The organism is Streptomyces sp. NPDC050658 (genome assembly GCF_044457025.1).
Taxonomy (GTDB): Bacteria; Actinomycetota; Actinomycetes; order Streptomycetales; family Streptomycetaceae; genus Streptomyces.
The window spans coordinates 252,936-269,520 of sequence record NZ_JBITGM010000013.1; the positions used below are offsets into that span (position 1 = coordinate 252,936).

A 16,585-nucleotide genomic window follows, 5' to 3' on the forward strand; every position below is an offset into this window, starting at 1 on the left:
GGAAATCTGGACTCACCATAACCTCGTCAGTTGGAAAATCAAACCCTCTGCCTCGCGCCCCCTAGACTGCCCGCATGAAGGATGCGCGCCCCTGCTCGATCGCCGACGCCCTCGCCCTAGTCGGCGAGAAGTACTCCCTGCTCGTCCTGCGCGAGGTCTGCCTCGGCAACGGACGCTTCGACCAGCTGGTGCGCAACATCGGCGCCCCGCGCGACATCCTCGCCACGCGGCTGCGCCGCCTGGTGGAGGCGGGCGTCCTGGAGAAGACCGCCTACAGCGAGCGCCCGCAGCGGTTCCAGTACCGCCCGACCCAGGCGGGCCTGGAGCTGGAGCCGGTCCTGATGACGCTGATGGCGTGGGGCGACCGCCACCTCCGCGAGGACGAGGACCGCCCGATGGTGATCGAACACGTCTGCGGCAACGAGATGGTGCCCGTGGTGACATGCGGATCCTGCGGCGACCAGGTCAGGCACGACGACCTCACGGCGCACCCGCAGGCGCCGGGGTGGACCACGGCAGGACCTTCGGCGGCCTAGCGCGCGGCCCTCCGGCGGCTTCTTCATCAAGTGACGCTACGCTGCCCCACGGCAAGGGCTTGATCACCCCTCGCGCACGCACGACCGGCATCCCCTCATCCGACGTACCCGCACGCACCTGACCGCACCCGCAGCCCATGATCAGTACTTGGACGGCGCAGTTTCATGTCTTGGCTTGAATCCTTCATCCTCGGGCTCGTCCAGGGGCTGACCGAGTTCCTCCCGATCTCGTCCAGCGCGCATCTGCGGCTGACCGCGGCGTTCGCGGGCTGGCACGATCCGGGGGCCGCGTTCACCGCGATCACCCAGATCGGCACCGAGGCCGCCGTGCTGATCTACTTCCGCAAGGACATCGGGCGGATCATCTCCGCGTGGTTCGGCTCGCTCTTCGGCAAGGTGCCGCGCTCGGACCACGACGCGCAGATGGGCTGGCTCGTCATTGTCGGCTCGATCCCGATCGGGGTACTGGGCGTCACGTTCAAGGACCAGATCGAGGGCCCCTTCCGCGACCTGCGCCTGATCGCCACGACCCTCATCGTGATGGGCATCGTCCTCGGCATCGCCGACCGCCTCGCGGCCCGCGACGAGACCGGCGGCAAGCACCGTGCCGTACGGGAACGCAAGAGCCTGCGGGAGCTGGGCGTCCGCGACGGCCTGATCTTCGGCATCTGCCAGGCGATGGCCCTGATCCCGGGCGTCTCCCGCTCCGGCGCCACGATCAGCGGCGGCCTCCTCATGGGCTACACCCGCGAGGCCGCGGCCCGCTACTCGTTCCTGCTCGCCATCCCGGCCGTACTGGCCTCCGGCGTCTTCGAGCTGAAGGACGCGACCGAGGGCGGGCATGTGTCGTGGGGCCCGACGATCTTCGCGACGATCATCGCCTTCGTCGTCGGCTACGCGGTCATCGCCTGGTTCATGAAGTTCATCACGACGAAGTCCTTCATGCCGTTCGTGTACTACCGCATCCTGCTCGGCATCGTCCTGTTCATCCTCGTCGGCACCGGGGCGCTCAGCCCGCACGCGGGGGAGTCGGCGGGCTGAGGCGCCCGGCGGATCAACGCGTCAGCGCATCAACGCATCAGGGAACGATGAGCGAGAAGGGTGCGTCCACCGCGTCTCCCGCGGCGTTGCCGGTGTACACCGTGATCGTGTTCGGGGCGTCGCAGACAGGGGTCCGGTCGCTGGCGGCGAACGCGTTCACGTTCGTGGAGACGCCCGAGCCGTACACACTGACGACGGGGACGGTCTCGTTCACGCGGAGCCCCGGCACCTGCGTGGCTTCGACGCAGTAGCGTCCGGTGCCGACCTTGCACACCGACTCGACGCCCTTGGCGCGCGCGACGGATCCGTCGCGCTCGACGACAGCGGCCACCTGCGAGCGGTAGGCGTTGGCGGGACCCCGAAGGAGCTTGCGTTGCCGCACCTGCTCCCGTTGTTATAGGCGCGGACGCCGGCGTCCCTGTAGCCACCGATCAGGCTGGCGACCGGGACGGACTCGGCGCGCCTGATGCTGCTGTCGGCGACCTTGATGCAGTAGACGCCGCCCTCCGGCTTGGTGACGCTGTCGATGCCCTTGGCCGTCAGGATGTCTCCGTTCGAGTTGACCTTCACCGCCGCCTGGGCATGCGGCGCGCTCGCGGTGTCCGCCGCCGCGAAGGCCACACCCGAGGCGGCCGCGATGGAGACGATGCCCGCGCCGACCAGCAGCGCGCGCTTACGGAAGGGGAAAGAGATTCCACTTCTCGGACAGCGCTTGGCGCCGGTGTCGTCGCCCACCACCCCGATGGCCGCACGGGGGCGCCACGGCGCCGAACCGGCCGCCCGAGTCAGGCCCTTCGCGCGCCGCGCTGTGACCAAGCACATGACGAAAGGCCCTCTTCAGGAGGGTGTGTCCGGCTTACCGTGAAGGAATGTCGCCGCTCGCCCGCATCAGCACCGCCTACGCGCCGCGCTTCGCGGAGTTCGCCTTCGAACCCGGATTCACGGCCGCGGTGGACCAGCATGTCGCGGAGCTGCGCGACCGGCTGGAGGTGCGCGGGGCGGGACTCGTGCCGCCGGCGCCGGACGCGGAGCTGCTCGCCGACTACGCGCTCGGGTTCCTCGACGCCCTGGACGAGAACGGCTGGCGTGAGCCCGTCGGGCACGACTACGCGGTGTGCCGCCTCACCGCCATCAGCTGGCTGGTGAAGCGGCACGAACTGATCCCGCGTCCCTCCGGACCCGCCGAGTCCTGAGGCGGCGGCCCGGCTCACATGTCGTTGCGTTCGCGCTCCTGCACGGGCTGGTTGGCCATCGCGTCCTCCCGGCCCGCCTGGTAGGCGCTGACGCTGCCACGGGCCTTGGCCGTCTCCTGCTCGGCCGTGTTCAGCCAGCGCTCCCAGCGCTGCCGCATCGGGCCGATGAGACCGCCGCCCACACCGACGATCAGGATTCCGGCGCCGGCCGCCAGCGCCGCGTACAGCACCGGCTGGGTGACCGACGTGGCGATGCCCGCCTGGCCGAGCGCCGCGAAGGCGCCGAGGGCCACGATGCAGGCCCAGGCGATCGTGCCGACGGTCTTCCCGTACGACATCGAGGACAGCGCGTTGCTGACGATGTCGCGTACGAGATTGGCGACGGCCATGGCGACCACGATCAGGACGATGGCGACGATGCCGCGCGGCAGCCAGGAGACGATCCCGTTGAGCATCGTGGAGACCGGATTGCTGCCGAAGACGCCGAAGCCGAGCTGGAGCGTGATCAGGAGCAGGGCGAAGTAGACGACCTTGCAGATGATCGCCGTCATGTCGTACTTGGAGCCCTCGAGGAGCCCGGACGCCCCCGCCCGGTCGGCGAGCTTCTCGGAGCCGACCTTCCGCAGGACCCGGTCCAGGACCCGCGCGATCATCTTCGAGACGAACCAGCCGATGGCCAGGACTATGAGGAAGCCGATCAGCTTCGGCACGAACTGCGCGACCTTGGACCAGGCGTCGTTGAGGCCCTGGGTGAAGTCCACCGAGAGAACGATGTGCTGGGTCATGAGTGGTCCTCCACTCGCTGTGGTCCGCGCGCCGTGGCGGCGGCCCGATGAACCCCCCGTGGCGCGCACCGCACGGCGCGTCTTCCTCCCTGGATACCAGGGGCCACGGGCGGGGACGCGGCACTGCTAGGCCGTATGGGTGACGCCGGTCGGCACGGGCCCCGCCTGCGCGGGGATGCGCCACACCCCGTTCGCCACACCCCGTTCACCCCGTTCGCCACACCCCGTTCGCCGCGACGGAGAGCGCGTACGGCGAGACCGTGTACGGCGAGATCGGCGGACCCGCCCCCCCGACGGCTGCTCACCGATGAGTGATCCATCACAGCCTCCCCGCCCACAACCCCCAACACCAGCCCCGCAACGCTCACTTGGAGGATCTGCCCAGTAGCTGACAGTTCCGATTGTCGTAGCTATCCCCTAGGCTTGACTCCATGCCCTTAACCCCTCAGCCCTCTGGTTCCGTGCGGTCTGCCGCCGAGTTGAACGAGCGGATCCGCGGCCTGTGGCTGCGCGCCGACGGCCGTCTCTCGGCCGAACAGCGGCGGGAGTACGAGCAGTTGGTGACGGAGTGGGCGGCAGCCGTGCGCGACGAGGTCGTGAAGGCGGCGTAGCGGGCACCCGAATCGCGGCCCCGGTTCACTCCCCGGCGACGAACTTCCCGATGCGGGCCAGCGTCGACGCCGTCTCCGTGTGTACGTGACCGGCCAGCCCCAGCGCCCGCGCGGCACTGACATTGGCGGGTACGTCGTCGATGAACAGCGCCCGCTCCGGCTCGGCGCCGAGCCGCCCGAGCGCGATCTCGTAGATCCGCCGGCCGGGTTTGGCGCAGCCGACCTCGCAGGACAGGACCAGGTGGTCGGCGATGTCCGTCAGGCCGCCGCGTGTCATCCGTTCCCGCAGCCCGGGCCAGGTGTTGCTGACGACCGCCGTCGGCACGCCCGCGCCGCGCAGGGCCCGCAGCGCCGCCACGAGCTGCTCGTCCCAGGTCTCCCGCGCCTCAAGATCGCCCCGCAGCTCCCGGATCGCCTCGGGCCCCACCCGAAGCCGCTCCCGGACGATGTCCCACCACGCGTCCAGACCGACGCGGCCGATGAGCACCCCGGAGTCGTTCCCCTCGTACAGGGCGGCCAGGAACGCGGCGGGCGCGAGCCCCAGCCGCTCGCCCCACCGCGCCGCCACGCCGGGCAGATACTCGGGGACGAGCACGCCACCGGCGTCGATCAGTACGCTGCGGTCATGCGGCCTCATGAGCAGTACCTTCGCCATCGACAGGACGCGACGCTACTCGCCACGCTCGACGACCACCTCGCCCGCCGGGCCGGTACATCCCGGCCGGACGAGCGGACGGGGCGGATCACCGTGCGGCTGCCGCGCGGCCTCGCCGAGGGGGCCGTCCGGGCATGGCGGCGCGACGAGACCGACCGGATCGGGGACGAGACCCCCGAGCAGGCTCAACTGAGGGATCAGGCCGCCGAGTTGGCGCTGATCGGTCTCGCCGTGGAGGAACGCGGCCGTTACGAGGGCGACGAACTCGTCGTCGACCTCGACCCGGCCGCGCTGACGGCGGCGCGACGCCGCGCGGGGCGGCGATAGCGGAGCGCTTCCGCTCAGCCCTTCCCCTGCCGCGCCTTCTTCGCGATCCGCCGCTTCTGACGTCCCGTCAATTCCTTGCGGCCGCCCTGCTTCTTGTACACCTCGACGCGCTGCTCGTTCTTCACCGGACCTCCCCTGTTCGGCTCCCGCGCACGGCCGCCCCAGAGGGCCTCCGCGCCATGGACTGCCGTGCATCGTACGACGTATGACATCGCGAACCCAGGGTTCGTCGCTGCACGACCCTTGGCTGTGCACCCCCCGTGCCCAACACTGAGCCGATGACGCAGCGTGCCGAACTCGCCGCCGTGCTCGACCGGTTGGCCGTGGATGCCCTGATCACCGAGTACGCGGTCACCGTCGACGACGGCGACTGGGACGCGTACCGCGAACTGTTCGCCGCGGACGGCCGCGCCGACTACCGCTCGGCCGGCGGCATCGAGGGCGGAGCCGCCGAGATCGCCGCGTGGCTGGCCGACACCATGCGGCTCTTCCCGATGCGCCAGCACCTGATCGTCAACCGGAAGCTCCGCTTCGGGACGCTGGAACAGGACACCGGCGACACCGCTCACATACAGGCCGACTATGTGAACCCCATGCGGTTCGCACGGGACGGCGCGGCGGCGTCCACCGCGCCGGACTTCGTGTGCGGCGGGCGCTACGCGTTCACGGCGCTGCGCACGCACGCGGGCTGGCGGCTGCGCCGGGTGGTCGTCGAGGAGAAGTGGCGGCAGACCCCCGTGCTGCAGGACCAGCGCACGACCGGAGCCTGACGCGTTCGGCGGCACGCCGCGCAGGCCCCCTGTCCTAGATCGTCCCGGGCGCGCACACTGGAAGGACGACCGGGCGTCGAGGACCGAGGAGGCGCTGCATGGAGGCAGTCGGCGACGGCCGGAACAGGCGGTGGGCCCTCCCCCGGGGTGGCGGACTGCTCGCCTCCGCCCGATGGCGCGGCGCCCTCGCCGTCCTCGCCGGCGCGCTGCCCGCCCTGGCCTTCCCCGCCCCCTCGCTGTGGTGGTTCGCGTATGTGGCGCTCGTGCCGTGGATGCTGCTCGCCCGCTCGGCGGGGACGGGCCGCCGGGCCGCGCTGGACGGCTGGCTCGGCGGTCTCGGGTTCATGGTGGCCGTGCACCACTGGCTGCTGCCGAGCCTGCATGTGTTCACCCTGGTCATCGCCGCGCTCCTCGGCCTGTTGTGGGCGCCGTGGGGCTGGCTGGTGCGGCGCCTCCTCGGCGGCGCCCTGACGCCGCGGCGGACGTCGGCCGCGCTGCTCGTGCTGCCGTCGGGCTGGCTCATGGTCGAACTGGCAAGGTCCTGGGAGGGCTTGGGCGGTCCGTGGGGACTGCTCGGCTCCAGCCAGTGGCAGGTCGGTCCGGCCCTGCGGCTCGCTTCGGTGGGCGGAGTGTGGCTGGTCAGCGCCTTCGTCGTCGCCGTCAACACCGGTGTCGCGGTACTCGTCGTGGCGCAGGCGGCACGGGCGCCCGGTACCTCCCGCATCCCCGCGGTCGCCGGGCTCGTGACCGTCGCCGCCGTCACCACCTCCGCCTGGGCCTGGGCGCCGCGCCCCGAGCCCGCGGGACGCGTCAAGGTCGCCGTCGTCCAGCCCGGCGTCATCGACGGCGTCGGCGGCGCCGAGAAGCGGTTCGCGCGCCAGGAGGAGCTGACCCGCACCCTGGTGGGCCAGGACCTGGATCTCGTCGTCTGGGGCGAGAGCAGTGTCGGGTACGACCTGACGCGGCGCCCCGATGTCGCGCGCCGGACGGCGGCGCTCTCCCGCGAGGTCGGCGCGGACATCCTGGTGAACGTGGACGCCCGCCGCGCCGACCGGCCCGGCATCTTCAAGAGTTCCGTCCTGGTGGGCCCGCAGGGCCCCACCGGCGACCGCTACGACAAGATGCGGCTCGTCCCCTTCGGCGAGTATGTCCCGGCGCGCTCGCTGCTCGGCTGGGCGACCTCCGTGGGCAAGGCGGCGGGCGAGGACCGGATGCGGGGCGAGCGGCCGGTGGTGATGGACGTCGGGACCGGTCGGGGGGACGGTCGGGGGGACAGTCGAGGCGAGGGCCTCAAGGTCGGCCCGCTGGTCTGCTTCGAGTCGGCGTTCCCCGACATGAGCCGCCATCTGACGCGCGAGGGCGCCCAGTTGCTGCTCGCCCAGTCGGCGACCTCGACGTTCCAGTCCAGCTGGGCGCCCGAGCAGCACGCCTCGCTCGCGGCGGTGCGGGCCGCCGAGACCGGCCGCCCCATGGTGCACGCGACGCTCACCGGCGTCTCCGCGGTGTACGACGCGCGGGGCGAGCGCGTGGGGGCGCCGCTCGGCACATCGGCGAGCGCCACGGCGACGTACGAGATACCGCTGGCCAAGGGCGTCACTCCGTACGTGAGGTTCGGCGACTGGCCCGTGCACGCGGCGCTCGGCGTGCTCGCCGCCCTCTGCGCGACGGAGGGCGTGCGCGCGCTCAGGCGGCCTGCTCCCGAGCGGCGCGGACCACGCGCTCGCACAGCTCATGGGTCGCCAGCGCATCCCGGGCACTGAGCAGCTTGCCCGCGCGCACGGCGTCGAGGAAGGCGTGCACGACCTGCTCGATGCCGCGCTGCCTGGCCACCGGCACCCAGTCGCCGCGCCGGCGCACGGTGGGCTGGCCCTTGTGGTCGACGACCTCGGCGAGGTTGAGCACCTGCCGCTTGGTGTCCTGGCCGGATACCTCGAGGATCTCCTCGGTGGAGCCGTTCATCCGGTTCATCATGCCGATGGCCGTGAATCCGTCGCCCGCGAGCTGCAGCACGACGTGCTCCAGGAGTCCGTCCGCGATCCGGGTCCGCACGCCGACATGGTCGATCGGGCCCGGCGCCAGGAAGCGCAGCGTGTCGATGACGTGGATGAAGTCGTCGAGGACGAGGGTGCGCGCGTCCTCGGGAAGCCCGACTCGGTTCTTCTGCATCAGGATCAGCTCGCGCGGGTGGTCCAGGCACTGCGCGTAGCCGGGCGCGAAGCGGCGGTTGAAGCCGACGGCGAGGCTGGTGCCGCGCTCCTCGGCGAGCCGCACGAGCCGCTCCGAGTCGGCGAGTTCGTACGCGAGGGGCTTGTCGACGTAGACGGGGACGCCCGCTTCGAGCAGCCGCGTCACGATCTCGGGGTGCACGGAGGTCGGCGCGTGCACGAAGGCCGCGTCGAGGTCCTGGGCGAGCAGCGCGTCCAGGTCGGTGTGGCAGCGCTCCTGGGGGATGTGGTGGACGCCCGCGACTCGGGCGAGGGTCGAGGGCGTACGCGTCTGCAGGTGCAGCTCGACCCCAGGCAGCGTGGTGAGCACCGGCAGATACGCCTTCTGCGCGATGTCCCCGAGTCCGATGCAGCCGACCTTCACCACTGTCTCCTCTACCGCCGTGCGCCGCGCTCCCGCTCCGCGCGTTCCGTTCCCGCAGCATACGGGGGCTGCGGGGGCCGCCAGTCGGCGATCGAGGCGAAGCTGCGCAGGATGAGGTTCGGGCCGAGCCGCGCCGCCGCGCGGATGAGCGTGTTGCGTACGGCGATGACGGGGGCGCTCGTCACATGGTTCAGCCGGGCCGCGCGCGCCGCCTGCCCGACGATCGCCGTGGTGCGCGGCACCCGCACCGCGCTGTAGGCGGCGAGCCCCGCCGCGAGGTCGCCGCCGGGGGCGGTGTGGTGGGCGAGGACGACGGCGTCCTCGATGGCCTGGTTGCCGCCCTGGCCGAGCGTGGGCGCCATGGCGTGCGCGGCGTCGCCGATCAGCGCGGTGCGGCCCCGGTGGTAGGCGGCGAGGGGTGTGGTCAGGTGGCGTACGTCGTTGCGGAGGATGTCCTCGGGGCGTGCGGCGTCGATGATCGCGGGGATCGGGTCGTGCCAGTCGGCGAAGCGGCGGGCCAGCTCGGCCTGCTCGCCGTCGGGGCTGTGGCCGCCCTCGGGCACCCTCGCGGTGCCGTACGCGTAGATCCTGCCGTCCTTGAGCGGATGAGTGCCCCAGACACCGCCGCGCCCCCAGGTCTCGTGCGGGGCGAAGGTGCGGCCGAGGGAGGGGACGACGAGGCGCCAGGCGGTGAATCCCGCGTACGACGGCTGCGGATGAGCCGGGAAGAGGGCGGTGCGCACGGCGGAGTTGATGCCGTCGGCGCCGACGACGAGGTCCGCCTCGATGTCACCCGCGTCGGTCCTGACGACGGCCCCGCGGTCGGCCGATCCGGGGTCCGCCAGCTCCGCGCGCACCCCGGTGCGCAGGGCGTCCTCCGGCAGTGCGGAGACGAGCAGGTCGACGAGGGTCGCCCGGTGCAGCATCACGAGCGAGCCGCCGAACTCCTCCGTGGCGGCCGTGGCACTGGTCCGCACGAGCCAGCGCCCGTTCTGCGCCCGCATGCCGCCCGCGCCCTCCCAGGCGGCGAGTTCGCGCACCCGGTCGCCGAGGCCCAGGACGTCGAGGGCGCGCTGGGAGTTGGGGGCGAGTCCGATGCCGGAGCCGACGGGTTCCAGCGTGGCCGCGCGCTCCAGGACGGTGACCCGCCAGCCGGCCAGGCGCAGTCCGATGGCGGCGGTGAGGCCGCCAATGCCGCCGCCGACCACGACCGCGTGAGGCGTCCGCCCCGTCCGCCGGGCCTGCTGTTCCTGTGCCATGGCTCCTCCTCGACGCGCCCCTCACTACAGCTGTAGTGAGCGATGGAGCGACCGTACTACAGCTGTAGTGATCGCGGTAGGGTGGCCCTCATGTCCGAACGCAGCACGGGGTCGCCCCGCACCGCACGCATCGCCGACACGGCGCTCGCCCTGCTCGCCGAGCGCGGGATGCGGGGGCTCACGCACCGGGCCGTGGACGAGGCGGCGGGACTGCCGCAGGGCTCGACGTCGAACCACGCGCGCACCCGGCTCGCGCTCCTGGAGGCGGCGGTACGCAGACAGGCGGAGCGCGAGGGCGAGGTCCTCGCCCCGGCCGGACTTCCGGACCCGGCCGGCGACCGCGAGGCCCTGATCACCTCGCTCGCCCTGGCCCTGCACCGCTATCTCTCGGGCGACTACCGCCCACTGCTGGTCTCGCGCTACGAACTGGCCCTGGAGGCGACCCGCAGACCGGAGCTCCGGGCCTATTACGACGCTACGGGGGCGCAGTTCAGGGAGCCGCTGACGGCGATGCTGCGGGCCGCGGGGTCATCGGACCCGGAGCGGCACACCCTGTCCCTGGTGGCGTTCAGCGACGGGCTGCTCTTCTCCTGTGTGGCCGGTTCGTACCACTCCACGGTGCCGACCGAGGAGGAACTGCGGACGGCCTTCCGCGAACTGCTGCGGGGGATGCTGGGCGGGGAGTGAGTGCGGGGGATGCCGGGCGAGGAGTGACGCACGTACCCCTTGCTGACGCGTCTCTCCTCCCACCGGACGCGCCCCTTCACCCATGCGGGGCATCCTGCGCCCGATCCCTTCCCGAAGGGTGCGGGGACGCACCAGAGTTGCGCGAATGCACCGAACCACGACCACCGCGACGCTCCTGGTCTCCGTGGCGGTCACCGCCGTCTCCGGCTGTGTGAGCGTCGAGCGGCAGCCCGCGCGGGGACCGTCCGCCGCGTCCGCCCCGCCCCCGGCGCCGCGCCCGGACGGCAGCGCACGCCCGAGGGTCGTGGAGGCCCCCGCGCGGGAGGCACTCGAACTGATCGGGCCGCCCCGCAGGCCCGCCCCCAGCACCACCGGCACCGCACCGACCGTCCCCGCGGCGCCGTCCGGCACACCCCGCCCCCAGCAGCCGGAACGCTCCGCCTCTCCCCCGCACCGCCACGGCGACCGCCCCGAGCGCGCCGCCCTGCCCGACCTGCCGTCCGCGGCGCCCACGATCCTGGACGTCTGCGCCCTGGGCGAGGAGTACGGCAAGTGGGAGCCGGGCAGCCCCGAGGCCGTCATCTGCGAGGGCACCTACGGCCGTTGACCCCACGGCCGCAGCGCCTCACCCCACCTCACCTCACCCCACCTCACCCCACCTCACTCCACCTCACTCCACCTCACTCCCCTCCCCGAGCCGCAGCTCAAGCCGGCCGATGGCCGCCCTGATCCCGTCCCCGTACCCGTCGTCCCCCAGCGCCCCCACCGCGGCACGCGCCCGGCGGATATGGCTGCGCGCCGCCTCGGGGCGGTCCAGCTTCACGTAGTCCGCCGCCAGGTTGAGGTGCAGGGACGGGTAGAAGCCGCGGACCGCGATCGAACCGTGGTGCTCGTGCAGCCGCTCGTCGGTCAGCTCGTCCGCCGCCGACAACGCCCGCAGATCCCACGCCAGTTCGTCCGTGGGGTCCTCCTGGGTGTCCGCCATGTAGTGCGCGAGCGTGCAGCGGTGCAGCGGGTCGCCGGCCTCGCCGATCTGCGACCACAGGTCGAGGAAACGGCCCTGCGCCTCCTCGCGGTCGCCGCCGTGGTGCAGCATGACCGCCTGCCCGATCCGCGTCATCATGGCGTCGTCCGCCGCCTGCTCCCGCTGCTCCGCCACCGGATCCTCCACACTCGTACGACCGTCGTGCAAACCGATCACGACGCTATCCGCACGGACTGACAATCACCGTCAGGCGCGATCGGGGGCGGGGGCACTCACGCGTACCGCTGGGCCAGCCCGGTGACGGTCCTCGCCAGCTCCGCGCGCAGTTCGGGCGGGCCGAGCACCTCGGCCTCGACGCCGAGCCTGAGCAGATCGCTCACGGCCACGGGCAGCGTCTCCACCTCCAGGTCGACCGCCCGCCAGCCGTCCTGGTCCGGCTCGCCCGCCGTCTCGACGGCGCGGGTCCCGGCCGCCCCGAACAGTACGGGCAGCAGCCGGAGCCCGGCCGGGGAGACCCGGACGTGCGCCGTGCCCCGCAGCACGCGGGCCTGCAGCTCCTTTGCCGCCGTCGCCCAGTAGGCGGCCAGGTCGAACCCCGCGGGGCGGTCGGCGGGCTCGTCGCGGTCGGGCACCGTCACATCCAGGAGGCGCGAGACGCCGTAGGTGCGCACGGAGCCTTCGGCGGACGCCACCAGGTACCAGTTGCCCGCCTTGAGGACGAGCCCCAGGGGATGCAGTTCGCGGCGCACCTCGCCGCCCCAGCGCCGGTAGTGCACCCGCAGGACCCGTCGGCGCCACACGGCGTCGGCGACGACCGGCAGCAGCGGCGCGGGATCGGCCGTACGGAACCAGCCCTCGGCGTCCAGCAGGAACCGCTCCTGGATGCGCCGGGACCGCTCGCCGAGTCCGGACGGCAGGGCCGCGCCCAACTTGAGCTGCGCGGTGACCAGTTCCGCGCCCAGGCCGAGATCGGCCGCGGCCGCCGGCATCCCCGCGAGGGCCAGGGAGTCGGCCTCGTCGTCCGTGAGCCCGGTGAGCCGGGTGCGGTAGCCGTCCATCAGCCGGAAGCCGCCCGCGGGACCGCGCTCGGCGTAGACGGGGACTCCGGAGGCGGCCAGCGCCTCCACGTCCCGGTAGACGGTCCGCACCGACACCTCCAGCTCGGCGGCGAGTTCGGGCGCGGTCATGCGCCCGCGGTTCTGGAGCAGCAGGAGGAGGGCCAGAAGCCGGTCGGCGCGCATGGCCCCAAGTCTGCACCGGTACCTGACAGAAGATGTCAGGTACCGCTGACAGGCTCCTCTCGTCAGCCGGCACCGAGCCGGACAGCGCAGTCCCCCGAAGGGCCATCCATGACGACGAAGACCACCACCGTGACCGGCAGCTTCACCTTCTCCCGGTGGGACGAGAAGCCCGTCGCGGACACCGACGGCGGCGCACGCATCGCGCACGCCGCCGTCACGAACGACTTCACCGGTGCCGTCGAGGCGACCGGCACCTCCTGCGAGTACACCCTGGTGTACGCAGACGAGACCACCGGTGCCTTCGTCGGCTACGAGCTGATCGAGGGGACCCTGGACGGCCGCCGCGGCTCGTTCGTCCTGGAGCAGCGCGGTTCGTTCGGCGCCGACGGCACCATCAGCTGCGAGCTGACCGTCCTGCCCGGATCGGGGGCGGGCGAACTTGCCGGGCTGAGCGGCACCGGCTCGTTCACCACGGGCCACGGCGCTTCCACGGTGCCGTACACCCTCACGTACGCCATCGGATGACGTGCGTCTTCGGCGGGCGATGCCTTCGGCCGATCTCAGCCGAGGTCCGGGATGCGCCAGTCGATCGGCTCGTGCCCCTGCGCCGCCACCGCCTCGTCGATCTGGGTGAAGGGGTGCGAGCCGAAGAACTTCTTCGCGGAGAGCGGCGAGGGGTGCGCGCCCTTCACCACGACGTGCCGCTCCTCGTCGATGAGGGGGAGCTTCTTCTGGGCGTAGTTGCCCCACAGGACGAAGACGGCCGGGTCGGGCCGGTCCGCCACCGCGCGGATCACCGCGTCCGTGAACTTCTCCCAGCCCTTGCCCTTGTGGGAGTTGGCCTCGCCCGCGCGGACGGTGAGCACCGCGTTCAGGAGCAGGACGCCCTGCTCGGCCCACGGCATCAGATAGCCGTTGTCCGGCACCGGGTGGCCGAGCTCTTCCTTCATCTCCTTGTAGATGTTCCGCAGCGAGGGCGGCGTCTTCACGCCGGGGCGCACGGAGAAGCAGAGGCCGTGGCCCTGTCCCTCGCCGTGGTACGGATCCTGGCCGAGGACGAGGACCTTGACCTTGTCGTACGGCGTCGCGTCCAGGGCGGCGAAGACCTCGTCGCGCGGAGGGTAGACGGGGCCCTTCTCCCGCTCTTCCTCGACGAACTCGGTGAGCTCCTTGAAGTAGGGCTTCTGCAGCTCCTCGCCGAGGACTCCACGCCAGGACGCGGGCAGCATGGCTGTGTTCAAGGGGTCCGTCACGTCAACAACCTCCGGTGTGCGGTCACTTCTCACCACAGAACCTACCGGCGGCCACTGACAATCGGTCCGCTCGCCCTGCTGCCCGCGAAGACCCGCGCTACCAGCTGGTCTTGCGCTGGAGCTCCCACATCATCATGATCGCCGAGGGGTCGAGGGCGCGTTCGCCGCCCGCGATCTCCTCGCTCGCCATGATGTACTGCTTGCCCTGCCACAGCGGCAGCAGCCTGGCGTCGTCGACGAGCAGTTGCTGGGCCCGCTCGAAGTCGTCGGCCACGGCGCCCCGGTCGGCCTCGCGGCGCGAGTGCGGAAGCACCTCTTCGGTGATCTCGCGTGACGGGTAGGGCGTGTTGAGCACGTTCTTCTCGCCGATGAACGGCGCGATGAAGTTCTCCGCGTCGGGGAAGTCGGGGAACCAGCCACGGCCGAAGACCGGGTACTCGCCCTTCTTGGTGCCCGCGTCGAACTCGGTCCAGGGACGGCTCTTGAGCGTGATCTTGAACAGGCCGGAGGCCTCCAGCTGCCGCTTGATCTCGGCGAACTCCGGTGCGGTCGCCGAGCCGTAGCGGTCGGTCGTGTACCAGAGCGTCAGCGGCACGGGTGCGGTGATGCCCGCCTCCTGGAGGATCTGCTTCGCCTTGGCGGTGCTGGGGTCTCCGTAGTCGTCGAAGAAGCCCGTGCCGTGTCCGGCGAGGCCCTGCGGGACCATGGAGTAGAGCGGCTCGACGGTGTCCTGGTAGATCTTGTGGGCGATCGCCCCACGGTCGATGACCTGGGCGAAGGCCTGCCGGACCGGCTTCTTCCTGGCCCAGGGGTCCTTGGGGTTGAACACCAGGTAGCGGATCTCGGTGCCCGCGCCCTCCACCAGCTGGATGCCCTCGCGCCGGTGCTTGCCCTGCATCTCGACGATGTCCTCGGCCGCGAGACCGCGGAAGGTCACGTCGATCTGCTTCTTCTTGAGGGCGTCGACCATGGCGGACGACTTCTTGAAGTAGCGGATCGTGACGGCGTCGTTCTGGCGCTCGGCCGAGCCCTTGTAGTGGTCGTTCTTGATCAGCTCGGCCCGCTCGCCCGGCTTGTACGAATTCAGGGCGTACGGTCCCGAGCCACCGATGGCGTTGCCCTCGCGGAGCTTGTCGGCCGGGTACTCCTGCGGGTCGACGATCGACATGGCGGGCGTCGAGAGCACGAACGGGAACGTGGCGTCCGACTTCTTGAGCCGGAAGGTGACCGTGCGCTCACCCTTGGTCTCGACCCGGTCGAGCGAGCCGAGCAGCCCCATGGGTCCGCCCTTGACGTCGATGCGCCGCATCCGGTCGAAGGTGTACTTGACCGCCTTGGCGTCGAGGTCGTGCCCGTCGGAGAACTTCAGGCCCTCGCGCAGTTCGCAGGTGAAGACCGTGTTGGTCGCGTCGGTGAACTTGCAGGACTCGGCCGCGTCCGGCTCGGGCTCCGCCGCGCCGGTGGGGAAGCTCAGCAGCGTCTGGAAGACGTTGCGGTACAGCTCCCAGGAGCTGTCCCAGGCCGCCGCCGGGTCAAGGGTGCTGGGGGCACTCATCGTGCCGACGGTGATCTGCTGCTCCTCGTCCTCCCCGTCGGAGGAGATGATCCCGCATCCAGCGAGCAGGGATATGGACAGCAGCCCCGCCGCCGGCCGCAGGCCCCGGCGGGACAGACCGGCCAGGCCTCGGAGACCGGCCGCCGCCACCGGGCGAACTTCACTGAACACGCGCACGCTCCTCGATCGGCCATGCCATGGGTCGGGAGACAATATCGCAATGCCCCGCCGGGCCAACTCATGGCGCCGACGGGGCACTTGATGCGCATGTACGTCCCGTTAGATGTCGTACATCAGGGTTGTGCGTTTTCGTCGCACATCACGGTTGTGCGGGGTTCGTCAGCCGACGCCCGCATTGAGGAAGATGCCGCCGTCGACCACGAGCGTCTGGCCGGTGATCCAGTCGGACTGGTCCGAGGTGAGGAACGCGGCGGCGCCGCCGATGTCCTCCGGCACACCGAGCCGCCCCAGGGGGTACGCGGCGGCGGCCTCCGCCTCACGGCCCTCGTACAGCGCCTGGGCGAACTTGGTCTTGACCACAGCGGGCGCGATCGAGTTCACCCGGACCTTGGGCGCGAACTCGTGCGCCAGCTGCAGGGTGAGGTTGACCATGGCGGCCTTGCTCATCCCGTACGCGCCGATGAACGGCGAGGCGGAGACGCCCGCGACGGAGGCGATGTTGACGATCGCGCCGCCGTTCTCGCTCTGCCAGGCCTTCCAGGTCTGCTGGGCGAAGCCGAGCGCCGAGATCACGTTGGTCTCGAAGACCTTGCGCGCCACATTGAGGTCGAGCTCGGCGATCGGCCCGAAGACCGGGTTCGTACCGGCGTTGTTGACCAGGAAGTCGACCCGGCCGAACGCCTCCATCGTGCGCTCGACGGCCACCGCCTGGTGCGCCTCGTCGTGGGCCTTGCCCGCGACGCCGATCACCCGGTCGGCGCCGAGCTTCTCGACGGCCTCCTTGAGGGCGTCCTCGTTGCGTCCGGTGATGCAGACCCGGTCACCGCGGGCGACGAGCGCCTCCGCGATGCCGTAGCCGATCCCGCGGCTCGCGCCCGTGACGAGCGCGGCCTTTCCGCTGTCCTGCACTGCCATCTC

General features: G+C 71.6%; 20 protein-coding genes. 10 read left to right on the forward strand and 10 right to left on the reverse strand.

The genetic code is table 11. The features are described 5' to 3' along the window. The first annotated feature begins 74 nt into the window (after positions 1-74). Positions 75-536 (forward strand): helix-turn-helix domain-containing protein, encoded by a 462-nt coding sequence (locus tag ACIBKX_RS35150; protein WP_363274837.1) that lies wholly within the window; start codon positions 75-77, stop codon positions 534-536. Between the two features lie 165 nt (positions 537-701). Further along, positions 702-1,577: an undecaprenyl-diphosphate phosphatase gene (locus ACIBKX_RS35155; RefSeq protein ID WP_363274838.1), complete on the forward strand. Its 876-nt coding sequence runs from the start codon at positions 702-704 to the stop codon at positions 1,575-1,577. A gap of 37 nt (positions 1,578-1,614) precedes the next feature. Here the strand turns inward: ACIBKX_RS35155 and ACIBKX_RS35160 are convergent, their stop codons facing one another. Further along, positions 1,615-1,959 carry a hypothetical protein gene (locus ACIBKX_RS35160; protein WP_363274839.1) on the reverse strand — a complete coding sequence of 115 codons (345 nt, stop codon included), beginning with the start codon at positions 1,957-1,959 and terminating at the stop codon, positions 1,615-1,617. 487 nt (positions 1,960-2,446) lie between these two features. Here ACIBKX_RS35160 and ACIBKX_RS35165 point away from each other — a divergent pair, with 487 nt between their 5' ends. Beyond that, positions 2,447-2,770, forward strand: coding sequence for a DUF6401 family natural product biosynthesis protein (locus tag ACIBKX_RS35165; protein ID WP_363274840.1), 324 nt, complete (start codon positions 2,447-2,449; stop codon positions 2,768-2,770). 14 nt (positions 2,771-2,784) lie between these two features. Here ACIBKX_RS35165 and ACIBKX_RS35170 read toward each other — a convergent pair whose 3' ends face one another. After that, positions 2,785-3,555, reverse strand: coding sequence for a hypothetical protein (locus ACIBKX_RS35170; protein WP_363274841.1), 771 nt, complete (start codon positions 3,553-3,555; stop codon positions 2,785-2,787). Positions 3,556-3,986: 431 nt separating this feature from the next. Here ACIBKX_RS35170 and ACIBKX_RS35175 point away from each other — a divergent pair, with 431 nt between their 5' ends. After that, positions 3,987-4,166 (forward strand): hypothetical protein, encoded by a 180-nt coding sequence (locus ACIBKX_RS35175; protein WP_363274842.1) that lies wholly within the window; start codon positions 3,987-3,989, stop codon positions 4,164-4,166. Positions 4,167-4,191: 25 nt separating this feature from the next. On the opposite strand, the gene ACIBKX_RS35180 is transcribed toward ACIBKX_RS35175, so the two are convergent. Then, positions 4,192-4,803: an HAD family phosphatase gene (locus tag ACIBKX_RS35180; RefSeq protein WP_363274843.1), complete on the reverse strand. Its 612-nt coding sequence runs from the start codon at positions 4,801-4,803 to the stop codon at positions 4,192-4,194. On the opposite strand from ACIBKX_RS35180, the gene ACIBKX_RS35185 reads away from it, so the two are divergent. The 3 genes from ACIBKX_RS35185 (at position 4,792) to lnt (ending at position 7,678) form a co-directional block, all read left to right on the forward strand. Next, positions 4,792-5,148, forward strand: coding sequence for a hypothetical protein (locus ACIBKX_RS35185; RefSeq protein WP_363274845.1), 357 nt, complete (start codon positions 4,792-4,794; stop codon positions 5,146-5,148). The genes ACIBKX_RS35180 and ACIBKX_RS35185 overlap by 12 nt on opposite strands. A gap of 278 nt (positions 5,149-5,426) precedes the next feature. Then, positions 5,427-5,918 (forward strand): nuclear transport factor 2 family protein, encoded by a 492-nt coding sequence (locus ACIBKX_RS35190; RefSeq protein ID WP_363274846.1) that lies wholly within the window; start codon positions 5,427-5,429, stop codon positions 5,916-5,918. Positions 5,919-6,016: 98 nt separating this feature from the next. After that, on the forward strand, positions 6,017-7,678 hold the full coding sequence (lnt, locus tag ACIBKX_RS35195) for an apolipoprotein N-acyltransferase (RefSeq protein ID WP_363274848.1): 1,662 nt from the start codon (positions 6,017-6,019) through the stop codon (positions 7,676-7,678). Here the strand turns inward: lnt and ACIBKX_RS35200 are convergent. Next, entirely contained in the window at positions 7,602-8,507 is a 906-nt protein-coding gene (locus tag ACIBKX_RS35200; protein ID WP_363274850.1) for a Gfo/Idh/MocA family oxidoreductase, read from the reverse strand. The genes lnt and ACIBKX_RS35200 overlap by 77 nt on opposite strands. Before the next feature lie 11 nt (positions 8,508-8,518). Next, positions 8,519-9,766 carry an FAD-dependent monooxygenase gene (locus ACIBKX_RS35205; protein WP_363274851.1) on the reverse strand — a complete coding sequence of 416 codons (1,248 nt, stop codon included), beginning with the start codon at positions 9,764-9,766 and terminating at the stop codon, positions 8,519-8,521. Positions 9,767-9,856: 90 nt separating this feature from the next. Here ACIBKX_RS35205 and ACIBKX_RS35210 point away from each other — a divergent pair, with 90 nt between their 5' ends. Both ACIBKX_RS35210 and ACIBKX_RS35215 read left to right on the forward strand, forming a co-directional pair. Then, the gene (locus ACIBKX_RS35210) at positions 9,857-10,453 is read left to right on the forward strand and encodes a TetR family transcriptional regulator C-terminal domain-containing protein (protein ID WP_363274852.1); all 597 of its coding nucleotides are present in this window, start codon (positions 9,857-9,859) and stop codon (positions 10,451-10,453) included. Between the two features lie 145 nt (positions 10,454-10,598). Further along, positions 10,599-11,060 (forward strand): hypothetical protein, encoded by a 462-nt coding sequence (locus ACIBKX_RS35215; protein ID WP_363274853.1) that lies wholly within the window; start codon positions 10,599-10,601, stop codon positions 11,058-11,060. Between the two features lie 63 nt (positions 11,061-11,123). Here ACIBKX_RS35215 and ACIBKX_RS35220 read toward each other — a convergent pair whose 3' ends face one another. Both ACIBKX_RS35220 and ACIBKX_RS35225 read right to left on the reverse strand, forming a co-directional pair. Further along, complete coding sequence (locus ACIBKX_RS35220; RefSeq protein ID WP_363274896.1) at positions 11,124-11,612, reverse strand: hypothetical protein; 489 nt, start codon at positions 11,610-11,612, stop codon at positions 11,124-11,126. A gap of 98 nt (positions 11,613-11,710) precedes the next feature. Then, on the reverse strand, positions 11,711-12,679 hold the full coding sequence (locus ACIBKX_RS35225; RefSeq protein WP_363274854.1) for a WYL domain-containing protein: 969 nt from the start codon (positions 12,677-12,679) through the stop codon (positions 11,711-11,713). A 108-nt stretch (positions 12,680-12,787) separates the two neighbouring features. Here ACIBKX_RS35225 and ACIBKX_RS35230 point away from each other — a divergent pair, with 108 nt between their 5' ends. Further along, positions 12,788-13,204, forward strand: coding sequence for a DUF3224 domain-containing protein (locus ACIBKX_RS35230; protein WP_363274855.1), 417 nt, complete (start codon positions 12,788-12,790; stop codon positions 13,202-13,204). Between the two features lie 35 nt (positions 13,205-13,239). Here the strand turns inward: ACIBKX_RS35230 and ung are convergent, their stop codons facing one another. The 3 genes from ung to ACIBKX_RS35245 all read right to left on the reverse strand — a co-directional run bounded on the left by ung (position 13,240) and on the right by ACIBKX_RS35245 (position 16,582). After that, positions 13,240-13,908 carry a uracil-DNA glycosylase gene (gene ung, locus ACIBKX_RS35235; RefSeq protein WP_399376938.1) on the reverse strand — a complete coding sequence of 223 codons (669 nt, stop codon included), beginning with the start codon at positions 13,906-13,908 and terminating at the stop codon, positions 13,240-13,242. A gap of 121 nt (positions 13,909-14,029) precedes the next feature. Beyond that, positions 14,030-15,637 carry an ABC transporter substrate-binding protein gene (locus ACIBKX_RS35240; protein WP_399376939.1) on the reverse strand — a complete coding sequence of 536 codons (1,608 nt, stop codon included), beginning with the start codon at positions 15,635-15,637 and terminating at the stop codon, positions 14,030-14,032. A gap of 189 nt (positions 15,638-15,826) precedes the next feature. After that, positions 15,827-16,582: an SDR family oxidoreductase gene (locus ACIBKX_RS35245; protein ID WP_363274857.1), complete on the reverse strand. Its 756-nt coding sequence runs from the start codon at positions 16,580-16,582 to the stop codon at positions 15,827-15,829. Between the last annotated feature and the right edge of the window lie 3 nt (positions 16,583-16,585).